At 34.0% G+C, this 19,947-nt stretch carries 22 protein-coding genes and 1 other annotated feature; of the genes, 6 read left to right on the top strand and 16 right to left on the bottom strand.

The features are described 5' to 3' along the window. Window positions 1–32: 32 nt before the first annotated feature. Window positions 33–410, bottom strand: coding sequence for a helix-turn-helix domain-containing protein (locus tag CUL_RS19670; protein WP_025640526.1), 378 nt, complete (start codon window positions 408–410; stop codon window positions 33–35). A gap of 104 nt (window positions 411–514) precedes the next feature. Next, on the bottom strand, window positions 515–1,864 hold the full coding sequence (locus CUL_RS0103740) for an N-acetylmuramoyl-L-alanine amidase (protein ID WP_005584692.1): 1,350 nt from the start codon (window positions 1,862–1,864) through the stop codon (window positions 515–517). Window positions 1,865–1,969: 105 nt separating this feature from the next. Here CUL_RS0103740 and CUL_RS0103735 point away from each other — a divergent pair, with 105 nt between their 5' ends. Then, window positions 1,970–3,772 (top strand): heme NO-binding domain-containing protein, encoded by a 1,803-nt coding sequence (locus tag CUL_RS0103735; RefSeq protein WP_025640524.1) that lies wholly within the window; start codon window positions 1,970–1,972, stop codon window positions 3,770–3,772. Window positions 3,773–3,818: 46 nt separating this feature from the next. Here the strand turns inward: CUL_RS0103735 and mgtE are convergent, their stop codons facing one another. The 3 genes from mgtE to CUL_RS0103710 all read right to left on the bottom strand — a co-directional run bounded on the left by mgtE (window position 3,819) and on the right by CUL_RS0103710 (window position 6,270). Next, complete coding sequence (gene mgtE, locus CUL_RS0103730) at window positions 3,819–5,156, bottom strand: magnesium transporter (protein ID WP_005584694.1); 1,338 nt, start codon at window positions 5,154–5,156, stop codon at window positions 3,819–3,821. A 310-nt stretch (window positions 5,157–5,466) separates the two neighbouring features. Further along, window positions 5,467–5,763, bottom strand: a complete 297-nt coding sequence (locus CUL_RS20110; RefSeq protein WP_341537378.1) for an iron-sulfur cluster biosynthesis family protein — start codon at window positions 5,761–5,763, stop codon at window positions 5,467–5,469. 123 nt (window positions 5,764–5,886) lie between these two features. Next, window positions 5,887–6,270, bottom strand: coding sequence for a phage holin family protein (locus CUL_RS0103710; protein ID WP_025640523.1), 384 nt, complete (start codon window positions 6,268–6,270; stop codon window positions 5,887–5,889). Between the two features lie 157 nt (window positions 6,271–6,427). On the opposite strand from CUL_RS0103710, the gene CUL_RS0103705 reads away from it, so the two are divergent. Then, window positions 6,428–6,616, top strand: coding sequence for a DUF1858 domain-containing protein (locus CUL_RS0103705; RefSeq protein WP_025640522.1), 189 nt, complete (start codon window positions 6,428–6,430; stop codon window positions 6,614–6,616). Between the two features lie 60 nt (window positions 6,617–6,676). Here CUL_RS0103705 and CUL_RS0103700 read toward each other — a convergent pair whose 3' ends face one another. Next, complete coding sequence (locus CUL_RS0103700) at window positions 6,677–6,907, bottom strand: glutaredoxin family protein (protein ID WP_025640521.1); 231 nt, start codon at window positions 6,905–6,907, stop codon at window positions 6,677–6,679. 245 nt (window positions 6,908–7,152) lie between these two features. On the opposite strand from CUL_RS0103700, the gene CUL_RS0103695 reads away from it, so the two are divergent. Next, window positions 7,153–7,443: a late competence development ComFB family protein gene (locus tag CUL_RS0103695; protein WP_005582931.1), complete on the top strand. Its 291-nt coding sequence runs from the start codon at window positions 7,153–7,155 to the stop codon at window positions 7,441–7,443. A gap of 12 nt (window positions 7,444–7,455) precedes the next feature. Here CUL_RS0103695 and CUL_RS16585 read toward each other — a convergent pair whose 3' ends face one another. The 6 genes from CUL_RS16585 to metG all read right to left on the bottom strand — a co-directional run bounded on the left by CUL_RS16585 (window position 7,456) and on the right by metG (window position 13,417). Continuing rightward, entirely contained in the window at window positions 7,456–7,725 is a 270-nt protein-coding gene (locus tag CUL_RS16585) for an ArsR/SmtB family transcription factor (RefSeq protein WP_081722748.1), read from the bottom strand. Window positions 7,726–7,844: 119 nt separating this feature from the next. After that, entirely contained in the window at window positions 7,845–9,101 is a 1,257-nt protein-coding gene (locus CUL_RS0103685) for a hypothetical protein (RefSeq protein WP_025640519.1), read from the bottom strand. A 27-nt stretch (window positions 9,102–9,128) separates the two neighbouring features. Continuing rightward, window positions 9,129–9,998 (bottom strand): 16S rRNA (adenine(1518)-N(6)/adenine(1519)-N(6))-dimethyltransferase RsmA, encoded by an 870-nt coding sequence (gene rsmA, locus CUL_RS0103680; RefSeq protein WP_025640518.1) that lies wholly within the window; start codon window positions 9,996–9,998, stop codon window positions 9,129–9,131. Then, window positions 9,988–10,533, bottom strand: coding sequence for a ribonuclease M5 (rnmV, locus tag CUL_RS0103675; RefSeq protein ID WP_005582928.1), 546 nt, complete (start codon window positions 10,531–10,533; stop codon window positions 9,988–9,990). The genes rsmA and rnmV overlap by 11 nt, the downstream gene beginning before the upstream one ends. Before the next feature lie 182 nt (window positions 10,534–10,715). Continuing rightward, window positions 10,716–11,483, bottom strand: a complete 768-nt coding sequence (locus CUL_RS0103670) for a TatD family hydrolase (RefSeq protein ID WP_005582927.1) — start codon at window positions 11,481–11,483, stop codon at window positions 10,716–10,718. Window positions 11,484–11,494: 11 nt separating this feature from the next. Then, window positions 11,495–13,417 carry a methionine--tRNA ligase gene (gene metG / locus CUL_RS0103665; protein WP_025640517.1) on the bottom strand — a complete coding sequence of 641 codons (1,923 nt, stop codon included), beginning with the start codon at window positions 13,415–13,417 and terminating at the stop codon, window positions 11,495–11,497. Window positions 13,418–13,467: 50 nt separating this feature from the next. After that, window positions 13,468–13,708, bottom strand: a binding site (T-box leader). 127 nt (window positions 13,709–13,835) lie between these two features. Between metG and CUL_RS0103660 the strand changes: the two genes are divergently transcribed. Then, window positions 13,836–14,141 (top strand): hypothetical protein, encoded by a 306-nt coding sequence (locus CUL_RS0103660; RefSeq protein ID WP_005582925.1) that lies wholly within the window; start codon window positions 13,836–13,838, stop codon window positions 14,139–14,141. 302 nt (window positions 14,142–14,443) lie between these two features. Further along, window positions 14,444–15,469 (top strand): resuscitation-promoting factor, encoded by a 1,026-nt coding sequence (locus CUL_RS0103655; RefSeq protein WP_005582923.1) that lies wholly within the window; start codon window positions 14,444–14,446, stop codon window positions 15,467–15,469. Between the two features lie 5 nt (window positions 15,470–15,474). Here CUL_RS0103655 and CUL_RS0103650 read toward each other — a convergent pair whose 3' ends face one another. From CUL_RS0103650 to CUL_RS0103635, 4 genes are all read right to left on the bottom strand, one after another. Continuing rightward, on the bottom strand, window positions 15,475–15,999 hold the full coding sequence (locus CUL_RS0103650) for a spore maturation protein (protein WP_005582921.1): 525 nt from the start codon (window positions 15,997–15,999) through the stop codon (window positions 15,475–15,477). Next, window positions 15,993–16,574: a nucleoside recognition domain-containing protein gene (locus CUL_RS0103645; protein ID WP_005582919.1), complete on the bottom strand. Its 582-nt coding sequence runs from the start codon at window positions 16,572–16,574 to the stop codon at window positions 15,993–15,995. Before CUL_RS0103645 ends, CUL_RS0103650 begins: the two co-directional genes overlap by 7 nt. A 134-nt stretch (window positions 16,575–16,708) precedes the next feature. Then, window positions 16,709–18,547: an ATP-binding protein gene (locus CUL_RS0103640; protein WP_005582918.1), complete on the bottom strand. Its 1,839-nt coding sequence runs from the start codon at window positions 18,545–18,547 to the stop codon at window positions 16,709–16,711. An 11-nt stretch (window positions 18,548–18,558) separates the two neighbouring features. After that, window positions 18,559–19,554 (bottom strand): DNA double-strand break repair nuclease NurA, encoded by a 996-nt coding sequence (locus CUL_RS0103635; protein WP_025640516.1) that lies wholly within the window; start codon window positions 19,552–19,554, stop codon window positions 18,559–18,561. A gap of 145 nt (window positions 19,555–19,699) precedes the next feature. Here CUL_RS0103635 and CUL_RS19860 point away from each other — a divergent pair, with 145 nt between their 5' ends. After that, a complete protein-coding gene (locus CUL_RS19860) occupies window positions 19,700–19,939 on the top strand; it encodes an AbrB/MazE/SpoVT family DNA-binding domain-containing protein (RefSeq protein WP_005582916.1) in 240 nt (79 codons plus the stop codon). Window positions 19,940–19,947: the final 8 nt, after the last annotated feature.

Below are 19,947 nucleotides of genomic sequence, written 5' to 3'. Positions count from 1 at the left end.
ATAGGTTGTCTAAGTTCCTTCGGTAGGTAGATTTAGGTATAACTTTTTCTTTTCTTTGGTGTATTTAGTTTCATTTTTCTTATCTGCCGACACATTGAATCATAAGTTCTTCTATAGCCGGCATCTCTTGATTTACGGTAAACCTGTGCCAATCCTTCATGCCGATGATAGCGGTGTTTATGTCGAATCAAATCCAGCTCTTCTTGTGTATGTTGATTAGGATGTGAATGTGGCCTTCTGCTACCATTCGCTAAGGATTGGACCGTACCATCATATTTTTTCCTCCAACGCCATACTTGTTGCCTACTGGTATGATATCTCCTGGCTGCCTTGGCATTATTATTATATTTAATAGCATACTCAACTATCCTTTGACGAAATCTCATCTCTTCTGTTATAATTGTTTTCATAAGGAAAGATCCCTCCGATTTTTGTATGTTATGGTAAACAACATTATATCAGAGGTCTTTCCTTTTTTATTGTTTTCTTGTCACAAATGTATTATCTCATATCATTATTGAAAATATTCTAATATTCCTTTGACAATTCCCTCAGCCAAATTCTCCATATAGTTTTCATCTATAAACTTAATCTCCTCTTGAGGATTTGATAGATATCCAATTTCTATTAATAGAGAGTTGCCACTGATTCCTCTAAAGACATAAAAATTGCCTTCCTTTACTCCCCTTGTAGCTATTTGTCTATCTTTTAAATTTTTTAATATATATGAACCTAATTTTTCGCTATTATAATCCTTTCTAAAATGGAATATTTCGCAGCCTTTCATCTTTGAATTATAAAAATAATCCATATGAAGACTTATAAAAAAATCTGGGTCTAATTTATTGGCCTGCTCTATCCTTTCGGTGATTAGAACTTTTTCATCCTTTTCTCTAGTTAGATAGACTGTAACTCCCAGGTCTTCTAATTTAGATTTTAATTTAAGGGCTAGTTTAAGGACTAAATCCTTTTCCAGCAGCCCTAACGAATCTCCTCTATGTCCTTCATCTTCTCCCCCATGGCCTGGGTCTATTACTATTATTTTCCCATAAAGGGGTCTTTTTATACAGGGAAGCTGAAATTCTTTAATTTCTACCCCTGTGTAGTAATATTTCAATATTTCTATATGGGAATAGCCTTCTTGGGCCATCCTTTCTGCTCCATATTGGCAAAGGCCTATCCCATGCCCCTTGCCCCTAGAAACGAATTTAACTCCTGTTGGGAATATGGCAAATCTAGTAGAGTTTAGATCTAAAAGTTCCATCAATTCTTTACCCGAGAACCTTTTATTGCCTATTTTAATGGATATTACTCTCCCATATTCATCTCTTTCTATGTCCTCCATAAAACCTGATATTTCAGACTCCACATCTATATCCATTTTGGGAAAATTTATCTTTAACAGATTCTCTATTTCTTCTATACTAAAGTTCTTTTCATCTTTCCAATATATTGAACCTTTACAATAGTCACATAGGACTCGGCGTAGATAGATGATCTGATTATCTATGACATTTTCCGAGTTCTCCGTACTCCCTCCACAGGCTAGATGGTACTTGGCCTCTATAGGCTTGTCATTAAATAGGATTACTAAACCTTTAGTCTCCTCTACGGCTTTTATTATTTTTTCAACATTTTTATCCTCTCTATTATCCCAAATATTTTCAAAATTTCCCCCCTCTAAGGATTTGGAAGATTTTATTAGATTAGTCCTTATGACGATGGCCTGAGCCTTTAAAGCCTCTATATGAAAGTTTAAACCCATCTCCAAATTCAATAATATGCCAACCATTTTTTCTAGGGGCATTTCTATTTCCTCATTATTTTCCTTATTAATATATCTAATCTTATAATAGGTCTCCATCATATTACCCCCTATACCTTATTAATACATATTATGAAAAAAAGTTTGAGAAGTGATAAATATGGTATAATTGTTATGTATATGGAATAAGGGAGTGATGAGTTTATGAAAGGTACTATTGTATCAGCCTGGGTGAAGACTAGTAAGAATCTTTTTGGTGAAGATTTAGTTAATGAAGCCTTAACCCATGAGGGTATTAGCCCTAATAAGGTTTTTACTCCTTCAGAGGATATTGAAGATAGTAAAGCCTTGGGAATTGTAGATTACATAGCCAATTCTTTAGGAGAAAAGTCTTCAGAAATTTGGCGCCAGATTGGAATAGACAATATAAATACTTTTTCAAAGGATTATCCCGCATTTTTTAAGTTTAAAAATCTATATTCTTTCTTAAAGGCCATGTATGATATCCATGTGGTGATGACTAAAAGAATTCCTGGAGCAAAACCTCCCATTTTAAGTGTAGAGCCTTTGGAAAGAAACAAGGCCATAATGAGCTATTCTTCTCCTAGAGAGATGTTCGCTTATTTCCATGGCATGTTGGAAGGAGCTTCTAAATATTTTGAAGAGGATATTCAGGTTGAAACCTTAGAGAAAGGTAATAATTATACCAAGATATCTATTTCCTTTCCAGAGGAAGTCTATAATAAAAAGGTATATAAGCTAAACAAATTTTTATCCTTTGGTTTCATAAGGAGTTTTGAGACTAAAATAGGCTTGGCATCCCTTTTATTAGCTGGTATTCCTTTAGCCCTTTTATCCAATTATGTAGAAGGTAGAATCCTAGTGTCCCTTATATTAACTCTTTCCTTTTTAGTCCCTATAATAATAGGCAAAGTCCTTTTAAGACCATTAAAGAATGTATTTGAATCGATAGGTGATGTGGAAGAGAGGGATCTATCCTTTGAGAGAAACATTTCTACTAATGATTTTCTGGAGGATATCAATAATAGGCTAAATAATATTAAGGCTAGTATTAAGACTGATTTTGTAGGATATAAAGCTACTACTGATGAATTAAATGTATTTGGGGATAAGTTTAACCAGATATCTAATAATATGAGTATTACATCCCAGGAGATTAATTCGGTAGTAGAACAAGTAGCCCATGGTGCTATTAGCCAAGCTGAAGAAACAGAAGGTGCAGCCTATAGGTTGAATAGTAGTATTAAAGTTTTAAACAATATTGGGGAAAGAGAAAATAAAGGCAAAGAAGAATTAGAAACAGCAGTAAATAAAATAAGTAATGGATTTGAAAACCTAAAGTATAGTTCGGATAGTCTAAACAAGGTAATGGATGAATTTTCCCTTGTAAAGGAAAAGGGAATAATCCTCCAAGATAGGGCTAAAAATGTTACAGAAATAGTTGAAACCGTAGAAAGAATAGCAGAACAAACCAATTTGTTGGCTTTAAACGCTAGTATCGAAGCTTCTAGAGCTGGAGAATATGGTAAAGGGTTTACCGTTGTAGCCATGGAGATAAGGAAATTGGCAGAGGGTTCAAGGGAGGCAGTCCAAAGTATTAACGATATACTAAAGGCCTTCGTAATGGAGATTGATGGACTAGTAACAGATATAGAGGAACAATATAATGTGTTAGATGAAGAGAAATCTAATTTAAACCATCTTTCCATAGAAACTAGCCATACTGTGGCTTCTATCCAAAATGTAGCCAATTTAATAATTGAATTGATCAATGAATTGAATAAAGAAACTATGGCTATGAACCAAATATCTGAACATATAGAATCCTTAGCTGCCATAGCTGAGGAGAATTCTGCTTCTAGTGAAGAGGTAAGCGCCAATGTGACAACCTATACCGATGAGATAAAAAGCATGACAAAAAGGATAGCAGAATTTAAGAAGGTATCTGAAGACTTTAGTGAGGATTTAGAAAAATATGTGATATAAGAATAAAGTTGGTTTTTACAAATCCTTGTAAAAACCAACTTTTCATTTAAATATTTAAGAGCGAGGAGGCTATTGAAAAATAGACTATTAAGCTTAGAGCATCTACTATTGTAGTAATTAGTGGTCCAGCCATAATAGCTGGGTCTATATTTAACTTTTTAGCTATCATAGGCAATATACCGCCTATTACTTTGGATATTACTACCGTTACAAATAGAGTAGCAGATACTGTGAAGGCCACCAAGGCTCCTACATCATCAAATAGATAAATCCTAAAGAAGTTGACAATAGCTAAGGCTATTCCAACTACTGTACTAATTCTAAATTCCTTCCATATGACTTTTCCCGCATCCTTTAAATCTATCTCCCCTAATGCTAACCCACGAATAATTAAGGTTGAGGATTGGCTACCAGAATTACCTCCTGTATCCATTAACATGGGTATGAAAGCCGTTAGCACTACTACTGTTTGGAGTATATCCTCGAATTTCCTTATTATACCCCCTGTGAAGGTGGCAGAAATCATCAGGACTAATAGCCATATAATTCTATGCTTTGCAAGACTGAAAACACTAGCATCCAAATACTTTTCCTCTGTAGGAGACATGGCTGCCATCCTTTGAAAGTCTTCTGTAGTTTCTTGATCGATTACATCTATTATATCGTCGACGGTTATTATCCCTGTTAATCTATCTTCTTTATCTACCACAGGTAATGCCAAAAATCCATATCTTTTAAATATACCTGCTACAGTTTCCTGGTCATCATGGGTATGGACATATATTACATCCCTGTCCATTATATCCTCAATAGTTTCTTCTTCATCACTAATAACCAATTTTCGCAGGGATACTATGCCTTCCAATTTCCTATTTTTATCCGTCACATAACAAGTATAAACTGTCTCTTTATCTAGACCTGTTTCCTTGATATGATCTAAGGCGTCTTTTACCGTCATTCCCTTTTTCAAGTCTACATATTCTATGGTCATTATGCTGCCTGCTGAATCTGGTGGATACCTTAGGAATTCATTGATTAAATTCCTCTCTTCTTCTTTTGCATGTAATAATATCTTCTTCACTACATTAGCAGGCATTTCCTCTATAATATCTACCATATCGTCAAAAAACAGTTCTTCTACTATGTTTTTTAACTCTTTATCTGTTACCATACCAATTACGTTTCGCTGTTGTTCTACGGAAAAATGGGCAAATACATCTACAGCCAAATCTTTGGATAGCATTCTAAATATCAGTAAAGCAGTATGAACATCTAGTTCTTCTAATAGTTCAGCTATATCCACTACATTCATTTCTTCCAATTCTCTTTTTAACGTAACATATTTCTTTTCCTGGATTAATTCTTCTAATTTTCTTTCATCCATATTAACCCCCCTCGGAAGAACTCTAATCTATGGTAATGACTAGGGTTCTCCCTATTAAATTTTTGTCTAATAATATCTACACTAAACCTAGGCAAAGGACCAGAATCCACTAATCATCACCCCCAATGTTCCTCCTAGGGAAATTCATTTTTGTACAATTATAGATTATAAAATTTCTCTTAACTTTTCAAGAAAAACTTTTCTTTTATATTATTGTAACACATAATGTATCTTTTATTAAGTTTTTGCTTTTTAGAAAAAAATAAGGAATAGGCAATATTTAGTTGCCTATTCCCTTAGGGGTTATTAATTAACAGGATGAAGTTCCTCTATCTGGTATTATTGTGAAACCTTTCCTTAGCCAATTATCACTATAGTCTATAGTGAAAGAGCCAAAGCTCTCTGTTAAATAATCTTCTATTAAGAATGTATATTCGCCAACATCTACAGAGGCGTCTCCTTCTTTCAACTCATCCAGAGCCAAGCCAAATGATGGTCCACCTCAACCATAGCCTGCAATATAAATTCTTAAAGGTTTTTTATCTTTTCTTGATTCCATTACTTTTTTAAGCTCATTTTGAGCCAGTTCAGTTATTTCAACCTTCATTGTCAATCCCTCCTATATTTGTTCTACTATACCTTATATACCCCGCCTAGGTATCTTTAATCATTGTATACTATTTATAAAAAAATTTCAACCCTCTAACTAAAGTTAGAGGGTTTTTGTTATTTACATTGCTCTTCCTGGTATTATTACATCTATTATACCTATTACTAAAGCTCCAATTATTGCTCCCCATACGGATATGTTAAATCCTGGAACTATAAATTTGGTAGCATAAAGAATAATTGCGGCTACAATAAAACCGGTGATACCTCTACCAAAAGGTGTTGCGTTGACTCCAGTAAATTTTTGTATAAGGTAGTCTAATAAAGCTATGACTACTGCCGCTAAAATTAAACTCCATAAACTATTTATAGAAAATCCAGGTGTTAGGAATGCTGCAATTCCAACTACTATCGCAGTAACCAATATTCTTATTAAGATTTCACCTATGTCCCAATCATTAGTCCTATTGTCTGTCCTATCTCTATTTTTGTCATTATTATCCATTTCTTCACCTCCTGGTATAAGAATATCCATTTTTAAATTTTTTATACATTTTTAAATAAATATTTTATTTATTTTGAACATATGGTATATTTATACTGTAAAGGGTATATGATTTATGGTAAAATATAAATTAGTTTAAATGCAAGGAGGCGACAAGATGGAAATCACTAAAGATATGCTGATAGGGGAAGTAATCCGTAGTAAACCAGAATCCATAGACACTCTATTGAGATTTGGATTAGGATGTGTTGGATGTCCTGCCAGCCAAATGGAAAGTATAGAAGAAGCCGCAATGGTTCATGGTATAGATTTGTCTCAATTATTAAAAGCCTTAAATGAACAATAATAAAAAACAGTCTCCCCTTTTAAAAACAAAAGGGGAGACTGTTTTACTTACCTAATTATTTTATTTGTCTAGCAATTGATCTATTTTTGCTTTGTCAAAACCCACTATTTCTTCTCCATCAATTAACAATACTGGAACTCCCATATGTCCCATACTCATTAATTCTTTTCTTGCATCTCTATCTGTTTGAATATTTTTTTCTGTAAAAGACACACCTTTTTCTTCTAAATAATCCTTTGCAGCTACACAATATGGACAGGTATTGCTAGTGAAAATTACAACATTTGACATTTGAACTCCTCCTTAAATATACTCATTTCCTTTATAATACATATTATACCCCAGCCGGGTATATTGTGTCAAATTTTTTCTTTATGGTTATATGCTACCCTATAAGCAACCTGGTTAATCATAATAATTTATTAAATCCTCATGGATCCCAATTGACATGGCGGGAATATAGTACTATAATTAGTAGGACTACATAATCTCATTATGGTAATTTTTGGGATATTTTTATTAAAAGGATGATAGATATGGTAAAAAATTATATGGAAGTTTTAGTCGATGAAATTTATGAGGAAGTAAGGCATAATTATAATCCTTGTGAATGTGAAAATTGTGATGATAATATAAAATCCATTGCCTTAAATAACCTTCCTCCAGTATATTTCATGTCTACTGCCAGCGAAGGAGAGAAGAAGGCTTTTTTATTGGATAGGCAGAGGAGAATCACAGTTCTTGCGGCTCTTACCCAAGCTAAGGAACTTTTATGTAAAAAATGTAATAGTAATAAAAGTAATAAAAAGATGAGGGAAACTATATAACCCTCATCTTTCTTAATCATGTTTAACATGATCTAATCCTTGCTTAAATAGCTGGAGAACATGGTCATCATCTAAAGAGTATATGACGGTTTTACCTTCTTTTTTAAATTTTACAAGTCTTAAATTCCTAAGGAGCCTTAAATGGTGGGATATTGCCGATTGAGTCATGTCCAATAAATTTGCAATATCACATACGCAAAGAGAAGATTTTGATAAAACATATATTATCTTAAGCCTAGTAGGATCTGCCAAGGCTTTAAAGGTCTGGGCTAATTGATTCATCACTTCTTCTTTGTATAGACTATCCTTGATCTCTTTTAGCGTTGCCTCGTCGGTAACAGGTTCTTGACATATTTTCTTTTGAACTATAGTAATTTACCTCCCTTCTTAGGGTTTATGGTTTAATAGGATGGTACCATTGGATTTATAGGGTATATTACTTTGCCCGTTATAGGATCTATATATAGAATCCAATAACCTATCCCATCTAGGGAATCATACCAAGTATTAAACCCAGTAATACCTTTAAAAGGATGTTCTTCTTGTGTAAACTTTCCAGGTACTCCATAAACATAATATTTTGTTTCCTTTCCTTCTTTGTATAATCCAAATAGATAATGGCCATATTTTCTTATTTGGTTCATACAGGTAGCAGAATTATGCAAAAAAGGATATTTGTAGTCGGAACTCATCAAATAATTATAATAAGGTAAGAATCCTCTATAGGGTTCAGTGCCGTCGTCTTCTATTCTCCACCAACTATAATTGTGAAGGTATATCTTTAGGGGCTGTACCTGTGGAAAGAATCTCAATATGCTCAATATATATTTGGTCATTTGGTTTCTGTGGTGTAATCGCCTAGCATATTCTAAAGACTCATAGCTCTCCATATATGGATCTTTTCCATCTACTGTAGTTTCTGGTTCTTCTTCCTGAAGGTCAGTGCCCTCCCCTACATTATCTTCAGCAGCTTCCAATTTATCTAAAGATGGTTCTTCAAATACTTCCTCTTGTACTTCTTCTTCAATGATTTCTTCTTCAATCGCTTCTTGTTCCTGGTGGTCTAAAACCTGAACTGTATTTACTATTTCCTCATCTATTAGCTCTTCCTCAGGTAGATGGAAATCTTTCTGTACATCTTGTTCAACGTCTTCTTCAATTATTTCTTCCTCTATTAATTTTTCTTCTTCTATTAATTCTTCTTCCGGAAGGTCAAAGGCCTCCTCTACATCTATTTCTTGCTTTTCTTCTGATAATAGTCGTTTTATTGACCTATCTAAAACTTTATTGTCTTTATCAATATAACCACCTAATAATACATATATACCCCTTCTTATAAGGATAGCATCTATTTTGTCTATTGAAAAGCCCTTTGATTCTAATTCCCTTAGATTAAGGGTAATATCCCTCCTTAATCTGCCATGATCATCTGCAAATATTCTACCTAAATCCTCCTCATAGACTTGACCATTTTCCTCCTTCAATAGATATACCCGATAGTATTCCTCCTTTTCACAATTTTCTACATTGAAGTTTATAATCCCTTTGTTGCCTCTAATTTCTACTTTTGCATATCCCTTTGGGTTTATATTGCTAATATTTGTATAATCGTTTTTCAATATAATATACTTTCGGAAGTATGTATATTCCATTGACATAAATAACCCTCCTTTTTAATCTTTATACTAATATATGTCTAAGGAGGGCAATGTTTTACTAATCTTGATAAAATCTTCAATTTTTAAATTTTCTGCTCTTTCCTGTAAAGGTATATTGGCTCCTTTTAGAACCTCTTTAATCTCTTCTTTATCCAGTCCCCAAGGGTTGGATGATAGGGAGTTTAATATGGTCTTCCTTCTTTTACTGAAAGCAGCTTTTACTACTTGGAAAAATATTTCCCTATCTATTTCAGGTAGGTCCCTTTTTATATTCAATCTAATTACTGCAGAATCCACCTTAGGTTGAGGCATAAATACGGTTTTAGGTACTGGAATCAGTATTTCTGGCTGGGTATAAAATTTTACAAAGACGGATAAGGACCCATATTGTTTACTACCTGGAGATGCTACTATTCTATGGGCTACTTCCTTTTGTATCATTATTATTATGGATTCAATATTTAAATCTTCTTCTATTAGCTTGGCTATTATAGGGGTGGTTACATAATAGGGTAGATTGGCTACTACCTTAATAGGGCCCCCTGCCATTTTTTCTTCTATTAATCTGTTAATATCTACCCTTAATATATCCCCATGGATTATTTCTATATTAGGATAATCCCTCAATGTTTCATCTAGTATAGGAAGGAGACTTTTATCCAGTTCTACAGCAACTACCTTTTTTGCATTTAAAGCCAATTCTTCCGTCAAAGTTCCAATACCAGGTCCTATTTCCAAAACATAGTCTTCTTTTGTAATATTTCCTTCTTGGCCAATCTTTCTGACTATATTTCCGTCTATGAGGAAGTTTTGACCTAGGCTCTTTGAAAACTCGAATCCATATTTATCTAAAATTTCCCTTATATATTTAGGAGAGTACAATCTTTTATCCTTCATATTCTTCCATCATCTCCAAAGCTTCTATAAATTCTTCCTTAGTTATGCCAAAATTGTTTAGCCTATTGAGAAACTGTTTAGAGTTCCCATAACCTATTCCTAAAATATTTCCTAATGTCTCCCTTTTCCTTTGACTATTTAGACTACCTATTAATCCTAATTCTATCAAATCCTCTTTTATAAATTCTTCTCTTTTCTTCATGATTATAGGTCTAGCTTTTTTAATGGCCTTTGCTATATCCTCTTTTGTAGCATTTTCTACTCCTACATCCCCCTTTTTCAAGGCTTTTCCCTGTGGTAGGAAGGCATGTTTACAGTTTTTTATATACTTGCTCAAATTTTTCCTTATTTTTTCTCCGGCATAGTCTGGATCTGTTAAGATTATTATCCCTCTTTTTTCAGCAATTATCTTTAGATTTTCAATAAACTTTTTATCATATCCAAATCCACCAGTGGCAATTACCTCAGCCTCTACTGCGCCTTTCACCGCCGTTATATCGTCTTTTCCTTCTACTATTATGATTTCCTTTATCATATAAAAACTCCTCTTTATTTTAGGTCCGAGACCCTTCACTGCCTTCAGAATAACACTGTCCCTCTGTCATCCTGAGGCTTACAGTATAAGAAGGACCCTCAAAGCATCTAGCTTTTAGTTCAACAGACGAACAAAGCTCCTCTCTACAATTGTGTATTGCACATTGTGAATTGTCCATTGTCTTAACTTATTCTAAATAGTTTTTTTGTATTTTCTGATGTTTGTTTTGCTACTTCTTCAAAACTGATTCCTCTTAGTTCTGCTATGGTTCCTGCTACGTATCTGACGTAGAAGGGTTCGTTTCTTTTGCCTCTATAAGGTTCTGGTGTTAGATAGGGGGCGTCTGTTTCTATCATTAGTTTATCTAATGGTACAGCCTTTGCCACTTCCTTTGACACCCTAGCGTTTTTAAAGGTTACAGGCCCTGCTAGGGATATATAGAAACCTAATTTAATATATTCCATAGCCATTTCTACACTACCTGAAAAACAGTGCATTACTCCTTCTAAGCTGCCATCTTGAGCTTCTTTTAATATATCGAAGGTATCCTTCGTGGCTTCCCTAGTATGGATTATTACGGGTAGATCCACTTCTTTAGCTAGATTCAATTGTTCTATAAATCTTTTTTGTTGGATATCCCTAGGGGAGTTATCATAATAATAATCTAATCCAATTTCCCCAATGGCTACTACCTTTTCCCTATTAGTAAAGGATTTCAATATTTCTATAGTAGATTCATCCATTTCTTTAGCTGAGTGAGGGTGTACCCCCACTGCAGCATAAATATTATCATATTTTTCCGATAGGGATACGGCTTTTATACTGGAATTTAAATCAGCTCCAGGGTTTATGACCAAATCTACCCCTAGTTCTTTTAAGGATTTAATTAATCTATCTCTATCTTTATCAAATCTTCTGTCATCTAAATGCGCATGACTATCTATTAACATCTTTTCACTCCTTATGATATGGTAGCTCCAGATTGTATATCTTCTAAGGTAGATACGAGAGTTAGTTTACCATCCTTTTCTGCTGCCAATATCATGCCTTTTGATTCTTCGCCTCTAAGCTTAATAGGTTTTAAATTGGCAACGATTACTACTTTCTTGCCTACTAAATCTTCTGGTGAATAGAATTCCTTTATACCCGAGACTACCTGTCTTTCTTCATCTCCGACTTTTAATTTCAGAATTAATAGCTTATCTGCCTTTGGATGGTCTTTAACTTCTACTATTTCCGCTACTTTCAATTCTATTTTATCAAAATCCTCTATAGTTATAAACTCTTCCATTTCTTTTTTGCTCCTTTGCTCAATTAATTTTTCATTGGCTTCATTTAACCTATCTAGTTCTTTTTTAATATCCAGCCTTGGAAATAGGACTTGGCCTTTTTCTATTTTAGTTCCTGATTTTATTTTACCCCATTCCTTCGCATCTTGCCAATTAATATTATCTTTAAATCCAATTTGTCTAAATATCTCCTTAGAAGTCCTTTCCATGAATGGATTTAAAAGCAAACCTATAATCCTTATACTTTCAGTTAAATTATATAATACGGTATTGAGTCTTTCCTTCCTTTCTTCTTTTGCCAATACCCAAGGTGTGGTTTCATCTATATATTTGTTTGTCCTTCTAACCACTTTCCATATTTCTTCTAAGGCTTGGCTGTAATTTAATTGATCCATATTATATTCTACCTTATCTGCTGCTTTTATGGCTAGTTCTATTAAGGATTTATCTATATCTTCCTCTTTTGAAGGTTTAGGAAGAATTCCTCCATTATATTTTTCCACCATAGTAACAGTTCTACTTACTAAGTTTCCTAAATCATTGGCTAAATCCGAGTTCAATCTTTGTAAGAATTTTTCCCTTGAGAAGGACCCGTCTTGGCCAAAGGAAAACTCCCTTAGTAGGAAATATCTAAAGGCATCTATGCCATAAAGGTCTATTAATGGTTCTGGATAGATTACATTCCCCTTAGATTTTGACATCTTATCGTCTTCAAATAGTATCCAACCATGACCAAATACCTTATGGGGTAGTTCTAAATCTAAAGCCATTAGTAAAGCAGGCCATATAATGGTATGGAATCTAACTATTTCTTTTCCTACTAAATGAACATCTGCAGGCCAATATTTTTTGAATTTTTCATCCTCCTCCGTTCCATATCCTAAGGCTGTAATATAACAGGATAAGGCATCGGTCCAAACATATATTACATGTTTAGGATCAAAGGGTACCTTTATACCCCAATCGAAACTAGTTCTAGATACACAGAGATCTTCTAGACCATCTTTAAGGAAATTATTTATCATCTCATTTTTTCTTGATTCAGGCCTTATGAAGTCGGGATTATCTTCATATAGTTTTAAAAGACTATCCCTATATTTTGAAAGTCTAAAGAAATATGCCTCTTCTTCTGCTAAATGGGTTGGCCTACCACAATCGGGACAATTGCCATCTACTAATTGGGATTCTGCCCAAAAGGACTCACATGGAGTACAATAATATCCTTCATATTTTGATTTGTAGATTTCACCTTTTTCATATAGTTTTGTAAATATATCCTGTACTACTTTTACATGGTGTGGATCTGTAGTTCTAATAAATTGATCATATTCAACCTCTAACATCTTCCATAATTTTTTTATATCTGCTACTATACCGTCTACATATTCCTTAGGTGATTTATTGTGTTCCTTTGCCTTCTCCTGAATCTTCTGTCCATGTTCATCGGAGCCAGTAACAAGATAGGCATCATAACCTTGGGCTGTTTTAAATTTTTTCAATGTATCTGCTGCTACCGTTGTATAAGTATGCCCTATATGAAGATTGTCACTGGGATAATATATGGGTGTTGTAATATAGAATTTCTTCATTTCCATTCCTCCCTCTATTTATTTTTACATTAATACCAAAAAAACCTCCATCTCCATATAGAGACGAAGGTCTGAATGTCGTGTTACCACTCTAATTCGTTTAAACTTCACAGTTTAAACCTCCATAGGTTACCTCTATAACCCGGCACTTGGTAACGGGTGCTACCGTTACAGTTTACTGAATTTCAACTGTAAAGTTTAGGGGCCATGTTCAGATTAATCTTCAATGCTGGCTTTCACCTACCCCAGCTCTCTAAAATTTCAGATTAAACCTACTCTTCCCTTCATTACCTTTAATATATACTGGTTTATTTACTTCAACAATATACAGGAAAATTTTACTTTTGTCAAGTTAATTTATTTATTGTGACCAGCCTCCTTCTTATACATATAATGGTATTAGTTATATAAAAGGAGTGATTTTATGTATCCACAAGATTTTGAACAAAGGCATCCAGCCGTACCACCTTTATATCCAATGGATCCATGTAGGCCTAAACCTTATGAACCAATGCCTATGCCCTATGAGCATATGCCAATGGATCCCTATGCACCTATGATGCCATATATGCATTGTCCCATGATGGACCCTAGATTTAGAGATTGTGTCAGGGTTTGTATGATGCAATGTGGCAGTTATCCAATGCAACCCGCATATCCAATGGATATGCATTATGAAACAATGAATATGGATGAACCAATTGCATATTATCCAGGAGAAATAGAGTAGAAGAAATGTCCTCAACAAGAGGACATTTCTTAATTATTACAAAAACTTAATAATTCTTTATAGATTAACAATACTAAACTCAAAAAAAGTAAAATATTTACATCTTCAATATTGCTTAATGCCGAATTTTACCATCATTTCGAAATTTACAGAATATATTAAATTGTTTGGGAAATAATAAATTTAAATTCCGATTTTATCTAATTTTTGGCTTTTTATTGGAATAATATGGATAAATATTTGACAGTAAAATCCTTTTTGAATAGAATACTATCTAGTCAAAATATAGGAGGTAAAAAAAGATGGAAGAATTTCCAGCCAAAAAGGCTAACCATTTTAAAATGTTGACTGTCCTCGCTATAACTGCAAGTTTATCTTTGGGAGTATATATGCATACAGCTAAGGATATTACTATCTCTATTGATGAAGAGAAAAGAGAAGTGACAACCTATGCTGATACAGTAGAGGAGTTACTTAAACTAGAAGATATCGTCTTAGACAAGGATGCATATATAAACGTTCCTTTGGACACTAAATTAGAAAATAATATGAATATAATTATAAAGACATCTAAACCTTATATATTAGCCTTAGGGGATAGGAAAGGGGAAGTTAAATCCGTTCATGTTAAGGTCCAAGATATATTAAAGGATTTAAATGTGGAACTGGGGGAAAAAGATTATACTTATCCTAGCCTTGATGAAGAGGCTATCCCTGGCACAGAGATTGAAGTCATTAAGGTTGAGGAAGTAGTTGAAGAATTTGAAGAATCCATTCCCCATGAAAAGATGGTTAAGAAAACCGATAGGTTGGATATAGGTGTAGAAAAAGACATCCAAGAGGGAAAAGATGGATTAAAAAATATAAAGGTTAAAAAGGTATTTGAAAATGGTAAACTTGTTTCAGAAAAGATTATAGGGGAAGAAATTGTTAAGGAACCCATTCCTAAAATAACAGAAAAAGGAACTAGAAACACAATAGCTTCCTCTAGAGGAAATATAAGATATAGAAAAACTATTACTATGACAGCAACAGCATATGATCTATCCTATAAAAGTACTGGTAAACGACCTGGGGACAGATACTACGGTATTACAGCCTCTGGCACTAAGGCCAGACCTGGAGTTGTAGCCGTTGACCCAAGGGTAATACCTTTAGGTACCAGATTATATGTGGAAAGCCTTGACAGTACCAAAGATTATGGTTTTTGTATAGCTGAGGACACAGGTGGAGCTATTAAAGGTAATAAAATCGACTTGTTTTTTAATACAGCTAGAGAAGTCAGAAACTTTGGTAGACGAAAAGTGAAGGTTTATATATTAGATTAGTTTTGTCAATTGTAAAAAGTTCCACATATGAATATTGTGATAAATATGGATATTATGTAGGATATCAGGGCTGCTTTTAAAGTGTGGCCCTGGTCTTTTACTCCGATGGAACCAAAGTATAGAGCTATGGTATAGAATATGGTTTCTGAGGAGCCCATCATGACGGAAGCCACGACTCCAGGAAAGGAATCTGGCCCATAATAACTTATAATATCCTTTACTACACCTAATGCTCCAGAGCCAGATATAGGTCTTATGAAAATCAAGGGCAAAATTTCCTTTGGTATGCCTAATAATTTGGTTATGGGTGCTAAAAGATCGATAAACATATCTAAAGCATTGGAACCTCTAAATATGCCAATGGCTATGAATATAGCTATTAAATAGGGCATAATCTTAATGGCGGTTTTAAATCCTTCCACTGCCCCTTCAGTAAAAGCAGAATAAATATCTACCCTTTTTATATATCCGTGGCTAAGGATAATGAGTACCATAAAAGGTACTATTCCTAAGGAGATAATCTCTAACATTTTTTTCCCCCTTCAAATATTTTTCCAACTATTATAGCTACTATGGTGGATAGGAAAGTGGCTAATATGGTAATCCCTATTATCCCTGTAGGATTTTTAGAGCCATAGTCGTATCGCAGTTTTACTACCGTTAGGGGCACTAATTGTAGAGAAGACATATTTATTATTAAGAACATGGCCATGGCGTTGGTGGCTTTCTTTTTATTGGGATTTAAGCTATCTAATTCTTTCATAGCCTTAAGGCCAAAGGCAGTGGCACCATTTCCTACTCCAAACATATTGGCTATAAAATTCATCAATACCCACCTTTCCGCTGGATGGTCTTTAGGTATATCAGGAAATAATAGCCTTACTATGGGTCTAAAACCCCTTGATATACTCTTTATTAAACCAGATTTTTCTGCAATATTCATCATACCTAACCAGAAACACATTATACCAATAAGGCTTATTGCAAAGGTAACCCCCTCTTGAGCTTCCTTTAAAATAATATTATTTAACTCCCCTAAATTACCTGTAAATGCTCCATATAAAATACCAATAAATATCATTAGAAACCATACGGTATTGATCATAAAAAAAACCCCTTTCATAGAACTATATGAAAGGAGTTTGAGTAATATTTATAGAATTTAATTATTGTACTTTCAGAATATTGAATAAGTTCCCTTAACGGTGCCAGGCACCGTTAAGGGAACTTATTGGGAGTTTATTTTTTATATATGTTGAAAAATGGGGTTTTTTCTTTTTTTAATAGTCCTTTTTCTACTAAGTCATTAAGTTTTTCCTCAAAGAGGCCTATAGGATAGGTAAGACCTGTTTCCGATTCTATTTCCTTTATTACGTTTATAAAATCGTCCCCATTGATGGGTAGTTTATCTACTATTATTTCTAAAAATTTATTATCGTCTTCCTTGGCTTTATTTTTCAGTTCATCGAAAGGATTTTCTCTATGGGGGCTGGTAGTATTGGCTGCTCTAATTCTGGCAAATATAGTCCTTCCCATGGAGGCCTCCGATATGAATACATCCCCTGTTCTTAAATAGGGTAGCCTTCGTGCTTCTTCTTCTGTTATATCTGTTTCCTCTTTTATAGTTTGTATATCTGAAGCTCTTACGGTTCTAAATATGAATTTAGTATTCAATTGGGCGGTTATGGTCTCATCTAATAAAGTTGGTCTTTGGGTAGCTAATATTAGGAAAGCACCATATTTTCTACCTTCTTGGGATATTTCCTTTAATATGGATTTAGATGGGGAATCATAGCCTTTTGGCGCAAAATTATGGGCTTCGTCAGTTACTACTATGAAAGGCGGAAAATAGTCTGCAGTGGTCTTCTTATATAAGGCGTCTTTATAATCCCTTCTCTTATGGTATAGATTGTTTAATAAATAGGTGCTAAATACTTGGAGTATCCTAGTGCTACCTTGGATTACTATTAATTTACCCATATATAATCCTTCTTCAATGGGTTTAATATCCTTGCTAAATATTCCTTCATTGTCCAGCCTATTCAATCTCCATATAATTCCCCTAACGGAACTATAGGGACAAGTTTTATCATAGTTTAAATATATTTCTTTCCTCTTTTGCCAGCCTTGTCTTTCTAAATCGGAACTACTTTCTTCTATCCTTCTAACTATTCTATCTAAGGAGCCTTCTTCTTGGGCTTCAGCTAACATTTTAAGCCGGTTATAGAAACTATTATAGGAATCATTCCTTTTAAATAATATATCTACCACATTGCTCATAGCATCTGTTAATGGACTGGATGCATCTAATAAATTTTTTATATCCTGATGGGATAAATCTTCAAATCGAACTCCTACATGGAATCCTACTTGTAAGCATTTGAATTTGTCCTTATAATCATCTATTTTTTCTTTAGGCATATATTGACCTATTTCACTAAAATCCATTTCAAAATGAGGATCTAATACTATGGTGGGAATGTTTAAATCCATTAATTCCTCCAACACTACCCTAAGGCCAAAGGATTTCCCTGAGCCAGAACCGCCAAATACTCCAATATGAGGATATTGATGCATAGATTTTATATCGAATATATAGGGAATATCCTTTTGCTTTCTTAGTTCTCCTTCCTCAAAGGTATATAGCAGGTCTTTATACTTTTCATCCATATTAGCTGCCATTTGATCTGTATTCTTTATTATTCCTAATACTAGGCCTTCATCTGGGGAGGATTTTATCATTAAATCCTTTACTTCATAAAATGCAGGTACCCTTACATTGGACCCGGTTTCTACTGGATACAGAGCTTCGTTTAAAAGCCTTATCTTTCCTATGTATATGGTATCCTCTTCTATATTGTATCCTATGGCCTTTAAAGACTCTATTACAGAACTATCGGCTAGCTCCCCATGCATACTTAGGGGCATATATCTATTATAGGTCTTAGCCTCTACTACTTCTCCTATTAAATCTCCTTGATAAGGGTCTACAATGATTAAAAATTCATTAATCCTAAAATTCCTGTCTTTAGAACCTATATATACTTCTTGTTGAGTAGTAATACCAACTACTTGCATTTTCACACCTCCTATAATGTCCTCTTATCTCTTTCAGATATGAAGAACTTCTCCAATATTTCCCTATCTAAATAGGATTCAAGTAATCCTCTTATCATCTTATCGGGTATTCTAACTTCACAATCTACTATATCTATCCATAGAGGTACTCCTCTGCCATCCTTAGGGGTTAGACTAAAGACTAGTCTTGCCATATCCTCTAAATATCTACTTTGGCTATCTAATATATCCATACCTATTACATTGGGAGCTTCTGAAGTTCTCATAAATAGGGAGGAGAAGCCTTCCTCGGCTTTCTTGGTTACTTCCGCTTGAATTGGAACCATTTCTCCATATTCTAATAGACCGTATAATAATTCTCTGTCATGAAGGGGTTCCTTTATGGATAGGGCTTTATTCTTTATGAGTAATTCTCCTATTATGGAGGTCTTAATATCCTTTATTACCCCTATTAATATTATATCCTTTTCTTCGCATTCTTTCCTTAACTCCATCCATTTATCGAAGCTTTCTATATAGTATCGAATGAGAGAACCATCCATTATTACTGCATAGGGGTTAAACTTACGGACTCCTTCCAATGCCGCCTCTACTTCTATGGTGGAAAGCTTTTTGCTCCTTATGGATTGGTCTATTTCCATAGAGTTTTCTAAAATATCCTTCTCTTCCTCTTCAGAATATAGGGGAGTGTAGAAGTCGGTTTTGTATATGGGTTGATTCCTATGGACCGTTGACTTAGCTAATCCTTGGTATACTTCCACAAAATGGGGATAAGCCCCGCCAACCCTGTTGTTAGAACCATCTACCCCCAATATCCCTCCTCCTTGTGAATAATAGGATAGTTCATCTGTAGTTAGCTTCTCTAGTTTTTTAATCGGTCCTACATTTTTCTTTATAAAACGTCTAATAAAATCTTTATCTAAAGATAATAGATCCTTATATTTATCCAGTAAAACCTTATTTAGATAAAGGATCTTGTCCTTTAATTCTTCATTGATATTATACATTTTTTCACCTCTTATTAGATGGTAGACAAAATATGAAATTATTTGCATATATTTTAACATTAAGTGTTGACTTATTTTGGCAGTTATGGTATTCTTTTATTGTAGAATAAAGTCGATTTAACAATTAATATAGGAGGAATGATTTATGAAGTCAACTGGAATAGTAAGAAAGGTAGATGAATTAGGTAGAGTTGTTATACCAATTGAACTAAGGAGAAATTTAGATATTGAAGTAAAAGATGCATTGGAAATATTTGTTGACGGAGAACATATTGTTCTGAAGAAATATGCTCCCGCTTGCATCTTCTGTGGACAAGCTAAGGACGTTATTACCTATAAAGGCAAAAATATCTGTCCAGCTTGTATGGAAGATTTAAGAAAGTAATATTAATG

It is taken from the genome of [Clostridium] ultunense DSM 10521 (genome assembly GCF_000511955.1).
In the GTDB taxonomy this organism is placed as follows: domain Bacteria; phylum Bacillota; class Clostridia; order Tissierellales; family Tepidimicrobiaceae; genus Schnuerera; species Schnuerera ultunensis.
Note: the sequence above shows the minus strand (reverse complement) of the source record. Positions and strands in the feature narration are given on the sequence as shown.